Genomic DNA, 15,642 nt, shown 5'->3' with positions numbered 1-15,642 from the left:
CGATGGCTAAAAGAAACAAAGCAAGCCGAGGAAAGATCATCCTGGTTGCCGGCGGCGCCGGCTTTGTCGGATCGCACCTTTGTTCCGCACTTCTCGGCGCCGGCAACCGGGTGATCTGCCTCGACAGCTATCTAACCGGCTCCCCTGCCAACCTCACCGGTCTGCAGAACGACCCCTATTTCGCGATGGTTGAACAGGACGTCTGCGACGAAATCGACATCGATGAACCGGTCGATCAGATCTATAATCTTGCCTGCCCCGCATCGCCGCCCGCCTATCAGGCCGATCCCATCCACACGATGATGACCAGCGTGACCGGGACAGGGAACCTCCTGCGGCTTGCGGAAAGGCACGGAGCCACGCTTCTCCAGGCCTCCACAAGCGAGATCTACGGCGATCCCGAGGAGCACCCGCAGCAGGAGAATTATTGGGGCCACGTCAACTGCACGGGTCCGCGGGCCTGCTACGACGAGGGCAAGCGCGCGGCAGAGGCTCTGTGCTTCGACAGTCTGAGAGGGGGAAGCGTCGATGCGCGGGTCGCCCGCATCTTCAACACCTACGGCCCGCATATGCGCCCCAATGACGGCCGGATCGTTTCGAACTTCATCGTCCAGGCGCTGAAGAACGAGCCGCTCACGGTCTATGGCAGCGGTGAGCAGACGCGCTCCTTTTGCTACGTATCCGATCTCGTGGACGGGCTGATCCGGCTGATGAACCGTGAGGAGAACCCTGCGGTGCCGGTAAACCTCGGCAATCCGGGCGAATTCACCGTCATCGAACTGGCGGAGCTGGTCCTCTCCAGAATCGAGACAACCTCGACGATCGTCCATGAGCCGCTGCCGGCGGACGATCCGCAGCGTCGCCGGCCGGATATCGCGCGCGCCAGGAAGCTTCTCGGCTGGGAGCCCAAAGTCCCCCTGGAGGAAGGGCTGACGCATACGATCGCCTGGTTCCAGAGCGCCCTTGGCAGCAGCCGCCCCGAACGCAGGACCGGCCGCACCCGTCGCCAGCCGCAACTTGCCGCCGTCACGCAGGATCTGTGATCATGGTTCAGCAGATGAGAGACCGGACGAACATCGCGCACGAAATCGCGGCGCTCGGTCCGTGGTTCCACAATATGCGGATCGGGGGCATCGAGACGGCGCCCGATCATTTCCTCGGCGACTATCCCGCGGTAAAGTGGAAAGCCTTCAGACATGTCGTGCCGGAGGACCTCGAAGGAAGGAGCGTCCTCGATATCGGCTGCAATGCGGGGTTCTACGCGCAGGAGATGAAACGCCGCAATGCAGGGCGTGTGCTCGGCATCGACTCGGATCCCCATTATCTGCGGCAGGCGAAATTCGCCGCAGAGCAGGCCGGGGTCGAAATCGAATTCAGGCTGATGTCGGTCTATGATGCCGCGCGGCTGCGGGAGAAGTTCGATCTCGTCATTTTCATGGGCGTCCTGTACCACCTTCGCCACCCGCTGCTGGCGCTCGACCTTCTCTACGAGCACGTCGTCGGAGACCAGATGCTTTTCCAGTGCATGCAGCGTGGCTCGGACGCCGTGGCAAGCCTCGAAGGCGATTATGAGTTCGGCGAATGGGGGATTTTCGACCGGCCCGACTATCCGAAGCTGTTCTTCGTCGAACATCGTTTCGCCGATGATCCCACCAACTGGTTCATTCCGAACCGGGCCGGCGTCGAGGCAATGCTTCGAAGCGCGGGCTTCGTCATCGAAGCCAATCCCGAGCGGGAGGTCTATCTCCTGCGGCGCGGAAAGCGTCCCTATCTGGACGAGCCCACTCTCAGTGTTCTCGGGGGGCCGGCAGGTCTCTAAATCGGAGCACTTTGCCATACGGGCCTGGGAGATCAGGGCTGAAGACCGAAAAACTCCCGGATTGCACCCACTTGGTAGTCGAGCATGTGTCGACCCTCCTGAATGGGATGGCCCAGTTTCTCCGCCTCCATCAGCAGACGGGTTCTCGCAGGTTTCATAATCGCCTCGCACACCAGTGCACCTCGCGAAAGGCTGGCCAGATCGAAGGGAAGACCGTCGGAGGGCGACATGCCCGCTGAGGTGGCATTGATCGCGAGATCATCGCCGATGGATGGCGGGCTCACAATGATGGGGATAGCGGCATAGGCCGCCGCCAGACGCTCCCGCAAGCGCTCAGCGCGCGCTTTATCGACATCCCAGACCTGTCATCCTTCGTCGGCGGCAGGCTGCTGGACGACGATGCTAATGTTCTGATGCGTTTCGGCGGCGGCGTTAAGGGCATGCTTTGGGTGTCGCAAGTCGCACCCGGGAACGAGAATGCTCTTCTAATACGCATTTTCGGCAGCGAGGGCGGCGTCGAATGGGCGCAAGAGGAAACCAATCACTTGCGCTTCTCGCGCTCGGCGAGCCTGAGCGAATCATTACGCGGGCAAGCGGGGCCGTCGGACGCGACGGGCATTACGCGACACGGGTTCCGCCCGGCCATCCTGAGGGTTGGATCGAAGGCTTCGCGCAAATTTACAGCGATGCGGCTGAGGTGATTGCAGCTCACAATGAACGCCGCGCGCCAGACCCCGGGGCGTGCCTCTTGCCGACTGTTCACGATGGCATTGATGGAATGCGCTTTATCCTCGCGTCCGTGCAATCCCATCAAACCGGACGATGGCTGCGGACGGAAGGGCGCGCGCTCACCACCTGCCCGCCGGCCTTATCCGAAGCGGCGAAGCTGGGCCGCTTCCTTCTCGAGCAGGTCGGCCACCTCCTGAAGCGTCATATGCGTAACGCAGAGATGAATCGCGCATTCGAGAAAGCGCGTCGATGAGCGCCGTAAATACAAGGCTTCCTCCCTGGCGGCCAATTCCGATAAAGGATCTTTCGGTGGGCGTCGACGTTCGGGCATCTGGAGGCTCCTTCGATTCGCTAGTTCGAGAACTCGGTCGGCTGCTGAACACGCATTCACGGCGAGAACAGGCCGCCGGCGTAGATAAGGGCGCCCAACAGGATGGCCCCACCTATGATCGCCAGGCTCATTCCGAGCCTTTGCTTGTTCGCCTCGGCGGTCTCCGCCGCTGAAAGCGGTCGCATCGCATCATTGTACTCGGTTGCGGTGTCGGCCGGCCTCCCTTCCGCTTGCCCCACCCGGGCCGTTCGGATCGCGTCCTCGCCGGGAGGAGTTCCCGCAGCCTCGGCGTCGGTTTCCAGTGGCGCCGCAGCGGGGTCGAATCCGCGCCTTTTGTCTCCCGTTCTCCCATGCTGGATATCGCCACGCACCTGTGCGGGATTGCTTGCCGGATTCGCCATGATCGCTCCTTTCCGCTCCGCGACTCAACCGGCGTTCGCGGTATTTGTTCCAAGCTCCTCCGCAGTGTCAGGATGCGGCCAATCTCCGCCAGGCGTGCGCTGGAGACCCCCCGAGATCCCTCGGGTGGCGGGGGTCCTTCTCTCCATACCTGTGCTTGTCACAAGTCGCCGCGACGGCCCGCGGCGCATCGTGATTCCGCAAGGCGGGCGGTCAATTACTCTTGAACTGGCCGCTGCAGCCGGTCCTTGGCGGCGTCATGGGCTTCCAGGACCGCTTCGCCGGCCTTGTCCAGAATTTCCTGCCCGGCTTCCATCGCTTGCGCGACGCCGGCATTCGCTCTTGCCGAGATGTTTGACCGCATATCTTCCGCCATGCCGCCCATGGCCGCGTCTTCGGCTTCGCTATGGGGCAATGCGGCGCCTATGGCCGCGCCAGCAGCGAAGGCAAGCGCACCTCCGACGAGCGGCTGGTCGCGGAAGTGCCTGAGTATGGCCGCGTTCAGCTGCGCACCCTGTTCTTCCAGCGACCGCCCGGCACCTTGCATGCTATCGGCGAAAGATCTGCCGGCTCCTGTTACGGAGGCGGACATCCGACCCGCCGCAGCGCTCACCTGTCTCCATGTCCTGGACGCCCAGCCGGATGCCTCATCGAACAAGGCGCCCGTCTCGTCCCGTATATCTTCGATCTGCTTGCCCGCCGCGTCGGCAAAGCCGCGATAGACCTTTCCGGCGGGATCGATGAAATGGCCGGCGCGCCGGCCCGCATCGTCGGTCAAGGCACGAAATCGGCTGCCGCTCTCATCCGTGAAGTGGCTGTACCTTTCGCCGAAGCTCGACTCCACCGGACCCACGCGCCTCACGGAGCCTCTCACCGGTGCAAGCGGATAATCGTCGTCCTGCTCTTCGTGTCGTGGCGCACGGGATGCCGGGTTGGCGATCAGCCAAGCCAGGCTGACGCCCATCAAGGCAACCGGGATCGGGTTCGACTTGAGCGCCACCCCGAGATTGCTGAGATATTCGGACCCGCCGCTCGTTTTGGCATATTCGAGCAGCTCATCCATCAACTCTCCCGGCGACATGCGCTCCTGAATTTCATGGAGTTTTTCTTCAATTCGCTGGCGATCGGCCTCAATCTCGCGCTGCAGTTCGGCAGCGGAGTGCGTATGTGCGGAATCGTTCATTGCAGTCTCTCCTTCACCACGTTGGCGTCGCGCTGCAGGGAGGCGGCCGTCCTGTCGAATTTGATGCTGCCTCCCTTGAGTGCCGAGAGGCCGCGTGAAATCATAATCCAGGCAAGCAAGGCGACAACCACGCCGACGATCGCCGCCGACAAGGCATCGGCATTCGCTTCGCTCATGCCTTGGGCCACGAGAAACGCGCCCAAGCCTTGAACAACGGCACTAAGCAGGACGCCGACCGCGCCGATGGCAAAGATCAAGCCCACGAGCAATGTCTCGAAGCTGCCGACGGCACGATTCAAATTCTCGGACGCCTCGGCCTTTGCGAGGTCGATTTCCTTCCGGAAAAGTCCGGATATGTCCGCCACCAGGCCGGTCATCAGCTCCGACAGGGGGCGCTCGTCCCGATGATTAGCCATTATAGGGTTCCTTTTCGCTGGTTTGACGGTTTCCTCCCGAAGCATCCTGTCCGTTCCGGCGCGGAGGTGACGCGGTGAGGAACCGACTTGCGGCCAGTCCTGCGATTGCAGCCATGCCGAGGAAGGCAAGCGGCTGCTTGCGGCCGAAATCTTCGACCATCCCGGCGATCTCGCCGAGGTTGCGGCCCTCAGCCTTGCGCGCGAAGCCGTGGAGCGACGTGCCGATCTGCTTGGCATAGCGGCCGATGGCCCGCTGATCCGACTGTTCGAGTTCGCTTCCGACCTTCTCGAGGGCTGCCGCAACGCCTTCCAACTGGCGTGCAGCGACGTTTTTTTCGTCCTCAACAGCGCGGCTGATGGCTGCCTTTGCCTGCTCAGTCTGTTCGCCCGCGAACTGCTTAAACTCGTTGACATCTTCGCGGACGGCATTTTGAAGATTGCGGTCTGCCGAATCCCGGCCGATATCGCCGGTCTGCACGCCGCTTACGCGCTCGATGCCCTGCGCGGCCGTCAGAGGCCTGCCCAGTGGATCGCCCGACCCGCGGCCTGTTGTGTCATTGGTCATGTTAGGTTCCTCCCAAGATTAACGGGAATCGTTATTGTGTACGCAATCAAACGAGCTATTTAGAACCTTGTTCCCTGCAATGACGCAGGCGGGCCGTTGCCGAGCCGACAGCCGTCGGATTAGCGGGTCCGGTTCTCCGGGGACTGCTCGTAAAGTTCTTCGACCTTTCGCTTTTGCGCTTGTCTTTCAGCCCGCGAGAGCGGCCTCTGCCTCAAAATGGCATAGGCGACGGCAGCACCGAGGATGAAGGCACCGCCGCCTGTGACAAAAAGCCAGAAATAGTTCGTCAGCATCGTCGTATCTCCTTGCCAGAGCCAACCGGCTCGGCCGCCGAAGGTTCCAGACGAGCCCGTTTCTCACCTTTCCTTCGTCTTGGGCGAAGCTTGCATTGCACCGGAACCGAGCGTCTGCTCGCCGGTTTGACCGATGTCAGCCACCGAGCAAAGGAGAACCTCATGGCCGGAAAAAAGAGCTGGAGCCGCGACGTCTATGAACACTATCCGGAATCGGATCGGCGCTGGCGTGCCCGCTCGTACGAGGACGAGAGGCGTCGCGATCCTGCCGAGGGTTCGCGGCTCGTGGGGGACGAGAACTCAGAGTATTTCCCAGGTGCCGAACCCGGTCGCGCCGGCGCGTTTCGCGGCACAGGAAAAACCCATAGCCGTTGGAACGGAGAACGCGACTATGGCCCGGATACCTTCGGCGGCGGGGGCTACCACGGCGACGACGATTACGGCCACCGATATCGCCATGGCGGCAGGGGCATCGAGGGGCGCGGCTTTCTCGAACGCGCCAGTGACGAAGTCTCGTCCTGGTTTGGCGACGAGGACGCCGAACGCAGACGCATGCAGGACCAGCATCGTGGCAAGGGCCCCAAAGGCTACACCCGTTCCGACACCCGCATTCAGGAAGATGTCAGTGATCGGTTGAGCGACGAGGGGATGCTCGATGCTTCCGGCATAGCCGTCTCGGTCGCAAATGGAGAAGTTCAATTGAGCGGGTTGGTCGATTCGAAGTGGGCCAAACGCCGCGCCGAGAACTGCGCCGACGCCGTCTCCGGCGTGAAACATGTTCAGAACAATCTCCGCGTCCGACCGTCGGGAGGCGCCCCCGGCTGGAATGCCGGGAACACCGACCGCAACATTGCTTGAACGCACAAGATCGTGGGCCGTCGCCTTGGTCACATCCCTGCAAGCTTCCCGGTTACGGAGATGTAATCGACTGAACCTGGAGCAAATGCGTTCTGACGGTCGGATATGCGGATTCGGCAAACGTTTTCAGGGCCCCGGCCTCGCCTCGCTCAGCATAGGTCTTGAGAAGTTCCAGCGCATCCTCATGCGCAGTAACCTGCGACGACAGATAAGCCGGATCGAAGGTCGCGCCGTTTAGCGCCTGCAAGGCAGCAAGCCTCTCCTGCCCGGCCTTGTCGAGCGACTGAGAAAGCTCCACGCCGTCCTTCCGTGCTGCTTCGGCCAGTTCCTTGCCGGCACGCGCATGATCAGCGAGCATCCGCTCGGCGAACTCCAGCACCTGGCGTCCCTCGCCCCGCTGCCGCGCCAGTTCCGCCGATTTCAGCTCGAAAAGGTTCGACATCGACATTTTCCGCGCGAACTCCTGAGGCTCCGTTGGCTTTGTCTGAGCGCTGACCGCCTGAATCGAGACGAAGCACAGCATAATTGCTGCAAGGGTGATGTTGACTGTTCTCATTGGGGCACCTCCGGAACCGCTCTAACCTCCGGGCTCGCTCATCGTTCCGCAGTTCCGGTGGAGCACGGACGGCCGCAGGCCGGTCTAAGGAACTTTCTTGGGGCCGGTCTGGTTGTATCAACCGAGAGGCCGCGCAACGGCCTATGGGAGCGGTCACCCCGCGTGACCGACTAAGCTTATGCAAACGGCACTGTTCATCGCGATCCCGGCCCTGCCGCTCGGAACGGCGCTCCTGCTTCTCTGGTTCGGTCCGCTCTGGCGCCAGCAAGCGGCCCCATGGAACCGCTCGTCGATCTGGTGCCACGGATCACCCGTTCTGGACCGGCAAGGCCCTTGGCGAACACTCGATCCTACCTGAGCACGCGTCGGGACGAAAAGGGCGAGCGCTTCATGGTGCATTCGGCTTGATGGACGCCCCTTGACCAGCTCGCGCCAACGCTGCCCTGACACAGGCCGTTACAAAAATCCCATCCAGCGCACACATCGCCAATACATGCCGGCGGTTCAATGGTCGCACTGGCAACGAGGACGAGCCTCAGCCGATCGTGGAAAGGGATACCTCAATGAAAACGTCTCGGATCTTGGCAGCCGCGCTGCTGGCCGTTGGAAGCGGATTAGCGCTGCATGCGGCCAATGCGCAACAGGCGGGATTGCATCGCACCGATCTCCTGCAGCAGGATATCGGCCTGCCCGGGCGAGAGGCAATTCAGGTGCGCGTCGACTTCGACGGCGGTGCGGTTTCCATCAAGCACTCCCATCCGGGCGAAGAGGTGGCCTATGTGCTGGAAGGCTCGCTGGAATATCAGCTCGAGGGGAGAGCCCCGGTCACGCTAAACGCCGGCGAGGCCCTGTTCATTCCGGCCGGTGTGGCTCATGTCGCCAGAAATGTCGGTAGCGGTAAGGCGTCGGAACTGGCGACCTATATCGTGGAAAAGGGATCTCCGCTCGTGGTTCCAGCTGAGTGAGCGTCAGAGATTTACCCCTTGGCTTTAGTTTCGACATCGCGCTCTGTTGAATTGCGAACATGGTCCGGCGGCGGTGCCGCATGGTAGCGCCGGGCCTGTTGACCGCCGACTTGCGGCCGCGTTCCGGTTCTTGCTCGTGCACGATCCGGCGAGTACAGCTACCAAGGCATTTTCGTTTCGATTTAAAATGGCAGTCACAGGGGTTGGAGATCGCGCGTGGAGCATATCGATCACATCTTGATCGTTGATGACGATCGGGAGATCCGGGAACTTGTATCGGCTTACCTGAAGAAGAACGGCCTGCGGGCGACCGCCGTGGCCGACGGGCGTCAGATGCGGACGTTCCTCGAGGCAAATACGGTCGATCTGATCGTGCTCGACATCATGATGCCGGGCGATGACGGCCTCGTGTTGAGCCGCGAACTGCGTGTCGGCCGGCACAAGGCGACGCCGATCGTCATGCTGACCGCCCGCTCCGACGAGATGGATCGCATCATCGGGCTGGAAATGGGCGCCGACGACTATCTCGTCAAACCATTCTCGGCGCGCGAACTGCTGGCCCGCATAAAGGCAGTCCTGCGGCGCGCGCGCATGCTGCCTGCAAATCTGCAGGTCTCGGAGGCAGGTCAGCTGTTGCGTTTCGGCCAATGGAGGCTTGATACGACGGCGCGGCATCTTGTCGACGAAGACGGTACCGCAATAGCGCTCAGCGGCGCGGAATACCGGCTGCTGCGCGTCTTCGTCGATCACCCGCAGCGCGTCCTCAACCGCGATCAGCTCCTCAACCTCACGCAGGGGCGCGAGGCCGAACTCTTCGACCGCTCCATCGATCTCCTGGTGAGCCGGGTGCGTCAGCGGCTCGGCGACGATGCCCGCGAGCCGACCTATATCAAGACGGTCCGGAGCGAGGGTTACGTTCTTTCTATGCCGGTCGAGATCGTGGAACCTCGCTGATGGTGCGCCGAACGGGCCTTGGAGTTAACCTGTGGCCGCACACGCTCAGGGCGCGGCTTTTCGTCATCCTCCTCGCCGGGCTGACGATTGCACATGCGATGTCGTTTGCTGTGCTGTTTTCGGAACGCTACATTGCCGCCAGATCGGTGATGTTCAACACGCTTGAGACCGACATTGCGACGTCGATCGCCATCCTCGACCGGCTCCCCGCGGCCGAACGCGCCAGCTGGCTGGACCGGCTCGCTCGCGGATCATACCGGTTCGTTCTGGGGCCGGGCATTCCCGGTGATCCGGTGCTCACCCGGGCCGACGCCGAAGTCGCCGACAAGGTTCGGGCTGCGATAGGCGCGCAATACCCCATTGAGCTTGAATCGGTTCCCGGCGGCATTCGCCGCCTTCAGGCGCATCTTCGCCTGAGCGACGGCGAGCCCCTGACGATCGACGTGACGCCAAGAGGGGTCATGCCGGTTGCCGACTGGTTGCCTTTCGTTCTCGTCGCTCAGCTTTCCCTCCTGGTCCTGTGCAGCTGGCTTGCTGTGCGCCAGGCGACCCGTCCTCTTGCCGACCTCGCTAGGGCCGCCGACACGCTCGACCCGAACAGCAAGACGCCGCGTCTCAGCGAGACCGGCCCGAGGGAAGTCGCCTATGCGGCGACGGCGTTCAATGCGATGCGGGATCGGATAGCGCAGTATCTGGAGGAGCGGGTCCAGATACTGGCCGCGATTTCGCACGATCTGCAGACACCGATCACGCGCATGAAACTGCGCGCGGAAATGGCGGACGATTCCATCGAAAGGGACAAGCTGATCAGGGATCTCGAAGAGGTTGAACGTCTCGTGAAGGAAGGTGTCGCCTATGCGCGCAGCGCCCACGGCAAGGACGAAAAAGCATCGCGCATCGATCTCGCCTCCTTCGTCCAGAGTCTTGCCTATGATTATCAGGATACAGGCAAAGCGGTCACCGTGGGGGAATTGGGAGATGGCACAATCGTGACGAGGCCGCACGCCTTGAGACGCATTCTCACCAACCTGGTCGACAATGCGCTGAAGTTCGGCGGCAGTGCCGAGATTGAACTTCAGCGCCGCGCCGACGGCACTGTGCTCATAAAGGTGTCAGATCGAGGTCCCGGCATTCCGGAAGACCAGCTGGATGCGGTATTGCAGCCCTTCTTTCGCTTGGAGCAATCACGCAACCGCGATACGGGCGGGACCGGGCTCGGTCTTGCCATTGCCCAACAGCTGGCGATCGTCATCGGTGCTTCCTTGACCTTGCGCAATCGCGACGGCGGCGGCCTTGCGGCGGAGCTCGCCATCGGAGCTGCCTGAGGAATGGTCGACGGCGCCATACAGAGAAGCGGGGCGGCGCCTGCCGCCCCGCTTTGTTGCGTCGATCCGGGCTGCATGGCTCAGGATGGCCGGGGCTCCCCGGATTGCTCCCGGACAATGTAATCTGCGTACCAGACGGGCCAGTCCTCGTCCCTGTGTCCGAGTTGCTTTTCATACTCGCCGTGAGCCGCCTCCGCACGGCGGAATGCGCTTGCCAGATCAGCGGCGGAGCTGAACGTCGTGGCACTGGCGTCGACGCGGCCTGGTAGTCGCGTGGTGACCTCCTGAAGCAGCCAGCCGTTACCGTCAGGATCGCGGAAGGAAGCGTAGGAACGATAGCTGCGGCGTTCTGGGTCAGGGCCGCCAACCCTGAGCCGTCCGAACAGGTAAGGCTCGTCCTTGCCGGCATGCACATCGCCGGCGTGGAACACTTCGCTGATATCGACACCGCGACCCCGCAACGCCTCGCGGGCGGCCTCGATGTCGGAAACGATCAGGTACAGTCCCTGCGCGGAACCCGGTTCCGCATCGGTCACATGCTTCCCGAAGATGACCGAGGCTCCGGATCCAGGCGGAGTGAACTGGATCACGCGGTAGTCATCGGGTCCGGCGAAGTCGGCGTCGAGCCGCCAGCCGAGGCTCGTATAGAATTCCTTTGCGCGGTCGATATCCGACACGGGCACGACGACAATTTCGAGCTTCATATCGACGGGCGCGTTTCTGGTGCTGTCAGCGGTCATTTTTCTCTCCTTGTATCAGGAGGCGCAGGGCGCCTTTTGTCTCTCGATTGACGATGAAGGACGGGCACGTTTCCCGTTTCGTCCGACTGTCGAGAGACATATGCCGTCCCGCACATGTATGGGATATTTCGCAACAGGGCGAAATTGTAAGCCAATGCTCACAGACCACGGGACGAATACGGTCTGATACAAAGGCATTGCTCCGCGGGCGGTCAGAGTCGATCGGCGTCCACGACCGCCTGGGCGAAAGCCTGTGGCGCTTCCTGTGGCAGGTTGTGACCGATGCCGCCGGTGATCAAACGATGCTCGTACTTGCCGGAGAACTTTTTGGCATAGGCCGCCGGATCCGGATGCGGCGCTCCATTGGCATCGCCCTCGAGCGTGATCGTCGGCACGGTTATCACCGGCAAGCTGGCGAGCCGATCCTCCAGCTCGTCAAATTCGCGCTCGCCATCGGCAAGACTGATCCGCCAGCGGTAATTGTGGATCGTGATATCGACATGGTCCGGGTTCTCAAGGGCCGCCGCGCTGCGCGCGAAGGTCGCGTCGTCGAACTCCCACTTTGGGGAAGCAAGCTGCCAGATGAGCCGCGCGAAGTCATTCCGGTGCTGTTCGTACCCGGCCCGGCCGCGTTCCGTGGCGAAGTAGAACTGATACCACCAGGCGAGCTCTGCTTTGGGCGGCAGCGGCATCCTGTTGGCCTCGCGGCTGCCGATCAGATAACCGCTCACGGAAACCATCGCCTTGCAGCGCTCCGGCCAGAGTGCGGCGATGATGTTCGCGGTTCGCGCACCCCAATCGCAGCCGGCGACGACGGCCTTGTCGAGACCAAGCGCGTCCATGAGGGCCACGATATCCGCGGCTATCGCCGCCTGCTGGCCGTTGCGGGGCGTGTCTGCCGAAAGAAAGCGCGTCGTGCCGTAGCCGCGCAGATAGGGAACAATGACCCGATAGCCCGCCTTTGCAAGCAGAGGCGCCACATCGACATAGGTGTGAATGTCATAGGGCCATCCGTGGAGCAGGATGACGACGGGTGCGTCGCGCCTGCCCGCCTCGGCATATCCAATGTTGAGGACACCCGCATTGACCTGTTTGATCTCCGCGAAGGATGTATTCGTCCCCGGCGCTGTCGCCGGAATGGACGTCCCCCTCGCCGATTCTGCGAGGGCAGCGCGCCCCATGCCTAACTGTGCTGCAGCGACTGCCAATGCCGCCACTCGCATGAACCGCCGCCGCGGCAGATTGAATTCGCCTGTCATCGATCTTCTCCGGATTGTGTGAACCACAGTCGCGGACATGCGATGCTCATGTATCCCGATTGTGAAGCCGTCGAACCGCAATTGAATGCGCGTGTAAGGTTCACAGCGGCAGATACAATAGGTTACGTTTCGCTTGCCTGGCCGCACGGCACGGGCGCACTCCCGGGAGCATACCCGGCGGATGGTTCGAGGTGTTTCCGGAGCGCATGCGACCGGGATCGGCAAACCGGTTTTCTCAGGTCACTTATGTCGCAGGGCTCAAGGCCGCGGCAAGGCCTACTGCAGGAGCTTCAGCAACTCCATGGCAGCCGACGTAGACGAAGACGGGTTCTGGCCGGTGACCAGCTTGCCGTCCACGATCGTGAAGTCCGCCCAATCCTCCGCCTTCTCGTAGCGCCCACCGAGGCGCTTCAATTCGTCCTCGACGAGGAACGGCACGACATCCGTCAGTTGAACGGCCTCCTCCTCGGAATTGGTGAAGCCGGTGACGCGCCTTCCCTTGACGATGGGCTCGCCGTGATGCGTGACCCGCGTCAGGACGGCCGGGCCATGGCAGACGGCCGCGACCGGTTTGCCCGCATCGTAGAAGCCTTCGATGAGGGCGATCGAATTCCTGTCTTCGACGAGGTCCCACATAGGCCCGTGTCCGCCCGGATAGAACACCGCGTCGTAGCCCTCCTGTCTGACGTCACCGAGCTTCAGTGTGTTTGCCAATCTGTCCCGCGCGGCGGGGTCGTCCCTGAAGCGCTCCATCGCCGCAGTCTGGCTCGCTGGCTCGTCGCTTTTCGGATCGATCGGCGGCTGCCCGCCCTTCGGTGATGCCAGCGTGACCTCTGCCCCCGCGTCCTTGAACACGTAATAGGGTGCAGCGAATTCCTCCAGCCAGAATCCGGTCGGCTTGCCTGTATCGCCGAGCCGGTCATGCGAAGTCAGAACCATCAGGATTTTCATGGTCATTCTCCTCCGTTGCGGCGTTTCCAGATGCAGGATCGCCGGGGTTGCCAGCCTATTCTCCGGCCGTGGCCGGATATTGGCGAGGCTCCCGTGGGATTACCTTCGCTTCGGCCATGCGCCATTATTGCGAGCTGCCGTCTTCGGGTGAATACTCGTTCAAAGGCAATCACTATCCCGAGGAGCGGCAGAATAAATGGACCGCATTGATGCAATGAAAGTCTTCGTCGCTGCGATCGACGAGGGTAGCCTCGCCGGCGCGGCCCGCCGCCTCAAACGATCGCCGACGGCGGTGAGCCGTGCCCTGAGCTTCCTGGAGGCGCATGTAGGGGTTGAACTCCTGCACCGTACGACCCGCACCCTCAAGCTGAGCGAAGCAGGCCAGCGCTATGCGGCCGCCTGCCGCCGGGTGCTGACTGACCTGGAAGAAGCGGACATGCTTGCAGGGGGCGAGAGTTCCGCCCCCCGCGGAATTTTGACGATCTCTGCACCACCGATCCTCGGAGAGGAAATACTCAGGCCGATGCTTGACGACTTCCTCGATCTCTACCCGACCGTCTCTGCCCGGCTTCTTCTGCTCGACCGATTCGTAAACCTGGTGGACGAAGGTGTGGATGTTGCACTCCGCATCGGCCATCTGGCGGATTCGTCGCTCATTTCCACCCGGCTCGGGGGAGATGTCAGGCGCGTCGTTGTCGCCTCGCCTGGCTATCTTGCCAATCACCCCCGCATCGAAGAACCGGCGGACCTGGCCAAACATCAGATCCTGGCATTTACCAATTTCGGTCTTGAGTCCTGGAGCTTTACACCGGCAATGGGCTCGTCCATTCCGAGGACGGTACAGTTCACGCCGAGATGCATCGTCAACAGCGTGCGCGCCGCCGCCGCTTCGGCAGCTGCCGGACGCGGTCTGACCCGGCTTTATTCCTATCATGTCGCGGAATATGTGAGGGACGGGCGCCTCGAGATCGTGCTTGCCGGCGCGGAACACCCGCCCCTGCCGGCACATCTTCTGGCACCGCAGGGCCGAATGTCAGTGCCGAAGGTCCGCGCCTTTGTCGACTTCGCCGCGCCGCGCCTACGCTCTGAATTCGCGCGCATGGCAGCGGAGGCGGGCAAGCCGATTATACCGCAGGTCGGATGAGTGTCCGTCAATCTGCGGCAATTCTCCCACAGTCTGCACTGATCTAATTTCGAATGCACCGACGCCGAGGGCGGAGGGCGGACGCAGAAAGCGGCCGCTGCGATTGAGAGAGGATCATTCCAATGAGTAACGAACAGAAAGTCGTCATCGTCACCGGCGCCTCGCAAGGGATCGGCGCCGGATTGGTCCGCGCCTATCGAGACCGGAACTACCGCGTCGTCGCGACCTCGAGATCCATCAAGCCGAGCGGCGACCCGGATATCCATACGGTCGCTGGCGACATCAGCAAGCCGGAAACCGCCGAGCGGATCGTGCGCGAGGGGATCGAGCACTTCGGCCGCATCGACTCTCTGGTGAACAATGCCGGCGTTTTCCTCGCCAAGCCGTTCATCGAGATGACTCAGGAGGACTACGAGCATAATCTCGGGGTGAACGTGGCCGGGTTCTTCCACATCACCCAGCGCGCAGCCGTGGAAATGCTGAAGCAGGGCTCAGGTCATATCGTCAGCATCACCACCAGTCTGGTCGACCAGCCGATGGTCGGTATGCCCTCCGCACTTGCCTCTCTGACGAAGGGTGGCCTGAACGCGGTAACCCGTTCGCTGGCGATGGAATTTTCCAGGAGTGGTGTTCGCGTCAATGCCGTTTCTCCGGGTGTAATCAAGACGCCCATGCATCCGATCGAGACGCATTCGGCTTTGGCCGCACTGCACCCGGTTGGCAGGATGGGCGATATCAGCGACGTCGTGGGTGCCGTCCTCTATCTCGAAAATGCAGGATTCATCACCGGCGAGATCCTCCACGTCGACGGCGGCCAGAACGCCGGACGCTGGTAACCGGCATATCCGCAACACACGAACGAGACTCGCAAAGGAAACTGTAATGCCTATCGTCACCGTACAAGTTACCCGTGAAGGAAGCGCGCCCGGCCGCAATTCGGTCACCGCCGAGGAAAAGGCAGCCATCATCAAGGGCGTCAGCGAAGTGCTTCTGGATGTCCTGAAAAAGCCGTTGGAATCCACCTATGTGGTGATCGAAGAGGTCGATCTCGACAACTGGGGCTGGGGAGGCCTTCCGACAGTGCAATACCGCCGGCAACGTGTCGAGGCGGCTAAATCCTGAAGCCTGATCGCTTCACCGCCCGGTGGAGCGATC

22 protein-coding genes are annotated in these 15,642 nt (G+C 62.1%); 11 read left to right on the top strand and 11 right to left on the bottom strand.

The annotated features are described in order from the left end of the window. Nucleotides 1-2 precede the first annotated feature (2 nt). Together FB009_RS17925 and FB009_RS17920 are read left to right on the top strand one after the other, a co-directional pair. Nucleotides 3-1,043, top strand: coding sequence for a UDP-glucuronic acid decarboxylase family protein (locus FB009_RS17925; protein WP_011969527.1), 1,041 nt, complete (start codon nt 3-5; stop codon nt 1,041-1,043). Nucleotides 1,044-1,045: 2 nt separating this feature from the next. Further along, nucleotides 1,046-1,819 carry a TIGR04290 family methyltransferase gene (locus tag FB009_RS17920; protein ID WP_011969528.1) on the top strand — a complete coding sequence of 258 codons (774 nt, stop codon included), beginning with the start codon at nt 1,046-1,048 and terminating at the stop codon, nt 1,817-1,819. 32 nt (nt 1,820-1,851) lie between these two features. On the opposite strand, the gene FB009_RS17915 is transcribed toward FB009_RS17920, so the two are convergent. Further along, nucleotides 1,852-2,148 carry a Rossmann-fold NAD(P)-binding domain-containing protein gene (locus FB009_RS17915; protein ID WP_018209503.1) on the bottom strand — a complete coding sequence of 99 codons (297 nt, stop codon included), beginning with the start codon at nt 2,146-2,148 and terminating at the stop codon, nt 1,852-1,854. On the opposite strand from FB009_RS17915, the gene FB009_RS33930 reads away from it, so the two are divergent. Further along, nucleotides 2,065-2,520 (top strand): Gfo/Idh/MocA family protein, encoded by a 456-nt coding sequence (locus FB009_RS33930; RefSeq protein ID WP_408021738.1) that lies wholly within the window; start codon nt 2,065-2,067, stop codon nt 2,518-2,520. The two genes, FB009_RS17915 and FB009_RS33930, sit on opposite strands and share 84 nt — an antisense overlap. A 167-nt stretch (nt 2,521-2,687) precedes the next feature. Here FB009_RS33930 and FB009_RS17910 read toward each other — a convergent pair whose 3' ends face one another. The 6 genes from FB009_RS17910 to FB009_RS17885 form a co-directional block, all read right to left on the bottom strand. Continuing rightward, nucleotides 2,688-2,879, bottom strand: a complete 192-nt coding sequence (locus FB009_RS17910; protein ID WP_050578898.1) for a hypothetical protein — start codon at nt 2,877-2,879, stop codon at nt 2,688-2,690. Between the two features lie 56 nt (nt 2,880-2,935). Continuing rightward, the gene (locus FB009_RS17905) at nt 2,936-3,280 is read right to left on the bottom strand and encodes a hypothetical protein (protein WP_011969530.1); all 345 of its coding nucleotides are present in this window, start codon (nt 3,278-3,280) and stop codon (nt 2,936-2,938) included. A 215-nt stretch (nt 3,281-3,495) separates the two neighbouring features. Then, nucleotides 3,496-4,461 carry a DUF3618 domain-containing protein gene (locus tag FB009_RS17900; protein ID WP_011969531.1) on the bottom strand — a complete coding sequence of 322 codons (966 nt, stop codon included), beginning with the start codon at nt 4,459-4,461 and terminating at the stop codon, nt 3,496-3,498. Next, nucleotides 4,458-4,877, bottom strand: coding sequence for a phage holin family protein (locus tag FB009_RS17895; RefSeq protein WP_011969532.1), 420 nt, complete (start codon nt 4,875-4,877; stop codon nt 4,458-4,460). The genes FB009_RS17900 and FB009_RS17895 overlap by 4 nt, the downstream gene beginning before the upstream one ends. Next, nucleotides 4,870-5,442, bottom strand: coding sequence for a hypothetical protein (locus FB009_RS17890; protein ID WP_018209502.1), 573 nt, complete (start codon nt 5,440-5,442; stop codon nt 4,870-4,872). The genes FB009_RS17895 and FB009_RS17890 overlap by 8 nt, the downstream gene beginning before the upstream one ends. 119 nt (nt 5,443-5,561) lie before the next feature. Next, nucleotides 5,562-5,735, bottom strand: coding sequence for a hypothetical protein (locus FB009_RS17885; RefSeq protein WP_011969534.1), 174 nt, complete (start codon nt 5,733-5,735; stop codon nt 5,562-5,564). Between the two features lie 162 nt (nt 5,736-5,897). Here FB009_RS17885 and FB009_RS17880 point away from each other — a divergent pair, with 162 nt between their 5' ends. Further along, nucleotides 5,898-6,593 carry a BON domain-containing protein gene (locus FB009_RS17880; RefSeq protein WP_011969535.1) on the top strand — a complete coding sequence of 232 codons (696 nt, stop codon included), beginning with the start codon at nt 5,898-5,900 and terminating at the stop codon, nt 6,591-6,593. A gap of 52 nt (nt 6,594-6,645) precedes the next feature. Here the strand turns inward: FB009_RS17880 and FB009_RS17875 are convergent, their stop codons facing one another. Continuing rightward, nucleotides 6,646-7,149, bottom strand: a complete 504-nt coding sequence (locus FB009_RS17875) for a DUF4142 domain-containing protein (protein ID WP_011969536.1) — start codon at nt 7,147-7,149, stop codon at nt 6,646-6,648. 178 nt (nt 7,150-7,327) lie between these two features. Between FB009_RS17875 and FB009_RS17870 the strand changes: the two genes are divergently transcribed. The 4 genes from FB009_RS17870 to FB009_RS17855 all read left to right on the top strand — a co-directional run bounded on the left by FB009_RS17870 (nt 7,328) and on the right by FB009_RS17855 (nt 10,393). After that, on the top strand, nt 7,328-7,507 hold the full coding sequence (locus tag FB009_RS17870) for a hypothetical protein (RefSeq protein ID WP_011969537.1): 180 nt from the start codon (nt 7,328-7,330) through the stop codon (nt 7,505-7,507). Between the two features lie 205 nt (nt 7,508-7,712). After that, entirely contained in the window at nt 7,713-8,114 is a 402-nt protein-coding gene (locus FB009_RS17865; RefSeq protein WP_011969538.1) for a cupin domain-containing protein, read from the top strand. A 216-nt stretch (nt 8,115-8,330) separates the two neighbouring features. Further along, on the top strand, nt 8,331-9,068 hold the full coding sequence (locus tag FB009_RS17860) for a response regulator (protein ID WP_011969539.1): 738 nt from the start codon (nt 8,331-8,333) through the stop codon (nt 9,066-9,068). Further along, complete coding sequence (locus tag FB009_RS17855) at nt 9,068-10,393, top strand: ATP-binding protein (RefSeq protein ID WP_011969540.1); 1,326 nt, start codon at nt 9,068-9,070, stop codon at nt 10,391-10,393. Before FB009_RS17860 ends, FB009_RS17855 begins: the two co-directional genes overlap by 1 nt. Before the next feature lie 80 nt (nt 10,394-10,473). On the opposite strand, the gene FB009_RS17850 is transcribed toward FB009_RS17855, so the two are convergent. The 3 genes from FB009_RS17850 to FB009_RS17840 all read right to left on the bottom strand — a co-directional run bounded on the left by FB009_RS17850 (nt 10,474) and on the right by FB009_RS17840 (nt 13,343). Then, nucleotides 10,474-11,133 (bottom strand): VOC family protein, encoded by a 660-nt coding sequence (locus FB009_RS17850; protein ID WP_011969541.1) that lies wholly within the window; start codon nt 11,131-11,133, stop codon nt 10,474-10,476. 212 nt (nt 11,134-11,345) lie between these two features. Further along, nucleotides 11,346-12,392, bottom strand: a complete 1,047-nt coding sequence (locus FB009_RS17845) for an alpha/beta fold hydrolase (protein WP_127581749.1) — start codon at nt 12,390-12,392, stop codon at nt 11,346-11,348. Between the two features lie 276 nt (nt 12,393-12,668). Then, the gene (locus FB009_RS17840) at nt 12,669-13,343 is read right to left on the bottom strand and encodes a type 1 glutamine amidotransferase domain-containing protein (protein WP_011969543.1); all 675 of its coding nucleotides are present in this window, start codon (nt 13,341-13,343) and stop codon (nt 12,669-12,671) included. Nucleotides 13,344-13,539: 196 nt separating this feature from the next. Here FB009_RS17840 and FB009_RS17835 point away from each other — a divergent pair, with 196 nt between their 5' ends. The 3 genes from FB009_RS17835 (at nt 13,540) to FB009_RS17825 (ending at nt 15,609) form a co-directional block, all read left to right on the top strand. Then, nucleotides 13,540-14,487, top strand: coding sequence for a LysR family transcriptional regulator (locus FB009_RS17835; protein WP_011969544.1), 948 nt, complete (start codon nt 13,540-13,542; stop codon nt 14,485-14,487). Between the two features lie 122 nt (nt 14,488-14,609). Then, complete coding sequence (locus FB009_RS17830; RefSeq protein ID WP_011969545.1) at nt 14,610-15,323, top strand: SDR family NAD(P)-dependent oxidoreductase; 714 nt, start codon at nt 14,610-14,612, stop codon at nt 15,321-15,323. 46 nt (nt 15,324-15,369) lie between these two features. Further along, nucleotides 15,370-15,609: a tautomerase family protein gene (locus FB009_RS17825; protein WP_011969546.1), complete on the top strand. Its 240-nt coding sequence runs from the start codon at nt 15,370-15,372 to the stop codon at nt 15,607-15,609. Nucleotides 15,610-15,642: the final 33 nt, after the last annotated feature.

Source organism: Sinorhizobium medicae (assembly GCF_007827695.1).
GTDB lineage: Bacteria > Pseudomonadota > Alphaproteobacteria > Rhizobiales > Rhizobiaceae > Sinorhizobium > Sinorhizobium medicae.
The sequence above is the reverse complement of the archived record's forward strand: the minus strand, read 5'-3'. Positions and strand labels throughout refer to the sequence as shown.

Coding starts and splice junctions, on each gene's coding strand:
- FB009_RS17900 (WP_011969531.1), bottom strand. CDS start 4,461: ATGAACGATTCCGCACATACGCACTCCGCTGCCGAACTGCAGCGCGAG.
- FB009_RS17925 (WP_011969527.1), top strand. CDS start 3: ATGGCTAAAAGAAACAAAGCAAGCCGAGGAAAGATCATCCTGGTTGCC.
- FB009_RS17845 (WP_127581749.1), bottom strand. CDS start 12,392: ATGACAGGCGAATTCAATCTGCCGCGGCGGCGGTTCATGCGAGTGGCG.
- FB009_RS17880 (WP_011969535.1), top strand. CDS start 5,898: ATGGCCGGAAAAAAGAGCTGGAGCCGCGACGTCTATGAACACTATCCG.
- FB009_RS17885 (WP_011969534.1), bottom strand. CDS start 5,735: ATGCTGACGAACTATTTCTGGCTTTTTGTCACAGGCGGCGGTGCCTTC.
- FB009_RS17840 (WP_011969543.1), bottom strand. CDS start 13,343: ATGAAAATCCTGATGGTTCTGACTTCGCATGACCGGCTCGGCGATACA.
- FB009_RS17825 (WP_011969546.1), top strand. CDS start 15,370: ATGCCTATCGTCACCGTACAAGTTACCCGTGAAGGAAGCGCGCCCGGC.
- FB009_RS17830 (WP_011969545.1), top strand. CDS start 14,610: ATGAGTAACGAACAGAAAGTCGTCATCGTCACCGGCGCCTCGCAAGGG.
- FB009_RS17865 (WP_011969538.1), top strand. CDS start 7,713: ATGAAAACGTCTCGGATCTTGGCAGCCGCGCTGCTGGCCGTTGGAAGC.
- FB009_RS17910 (WP_050578898.1), bottom strand. CDS start 2,879: ATGCCCGAACGTCGACGCCCACCGAAAGATCCTTTATCGGAATTGGCC.
- FB009_RS17835 (WP_011969544.1), top strand. CDS start 13,540: ATGGACCGCATTGATGCAATGAAAGTCTTCGTCGCTGCGATCGACGAG.
- FB009_RS17870 (WP_011969537.1), top strand. CDS start 7,328: ATGCAAACGGCACTGTTCATCGCGATCCCGGCCCTGCCGCTCGGAACG.
- FB009_RS17895 (WP_011969532.1), bottom strand. CDS start 4,877: ATGGCTAATCATCGGGACGAGCGCCCCCTGTCGGAGCTGATGACCGGC.
- FB009_RS17850 (WP_011969541.1), bottom strand. CDS start 11,133: ATGACCGCTGACAGCACCAGAAACGCGCCCGTCGATATGAAGCTCGAA.
- FB009_RS17905 (WP_011969530.1), bottom strand. CDS start 3,280: ATGGCGAATCCGGCAAGCAATCCCGCACAGGTGCGTGGCGATATCCAG.
- FB009_RS17920 (WP_011969528.1), top strand. CDS start 1,046: ATGGTTCAGCAGATGAGAGACCGGACGAACATCGCGCACGAAATCGCG.
- FB009_RS17875 (WP_011969536.1), bottom strand. CDS start 7,149: ATGAGAACAGTCAACATCACCCTTGCAGCAATTATGCTGTGCTTCGTC.
- FB009_RS17890 (WP_018209502.1), bottom strand. CDS start 5,442: ATGACCAATGACACAACAGGCCGCGGGTCGGGCGATCCACTGGGCAGG.
- FB009_RS17855 (WP_011969540.1), top strand. CDS start 9,068: ATGGTGCGCCGAACGGGCCTTGGAGTTAACCTGTGGCCGCACACGCTC.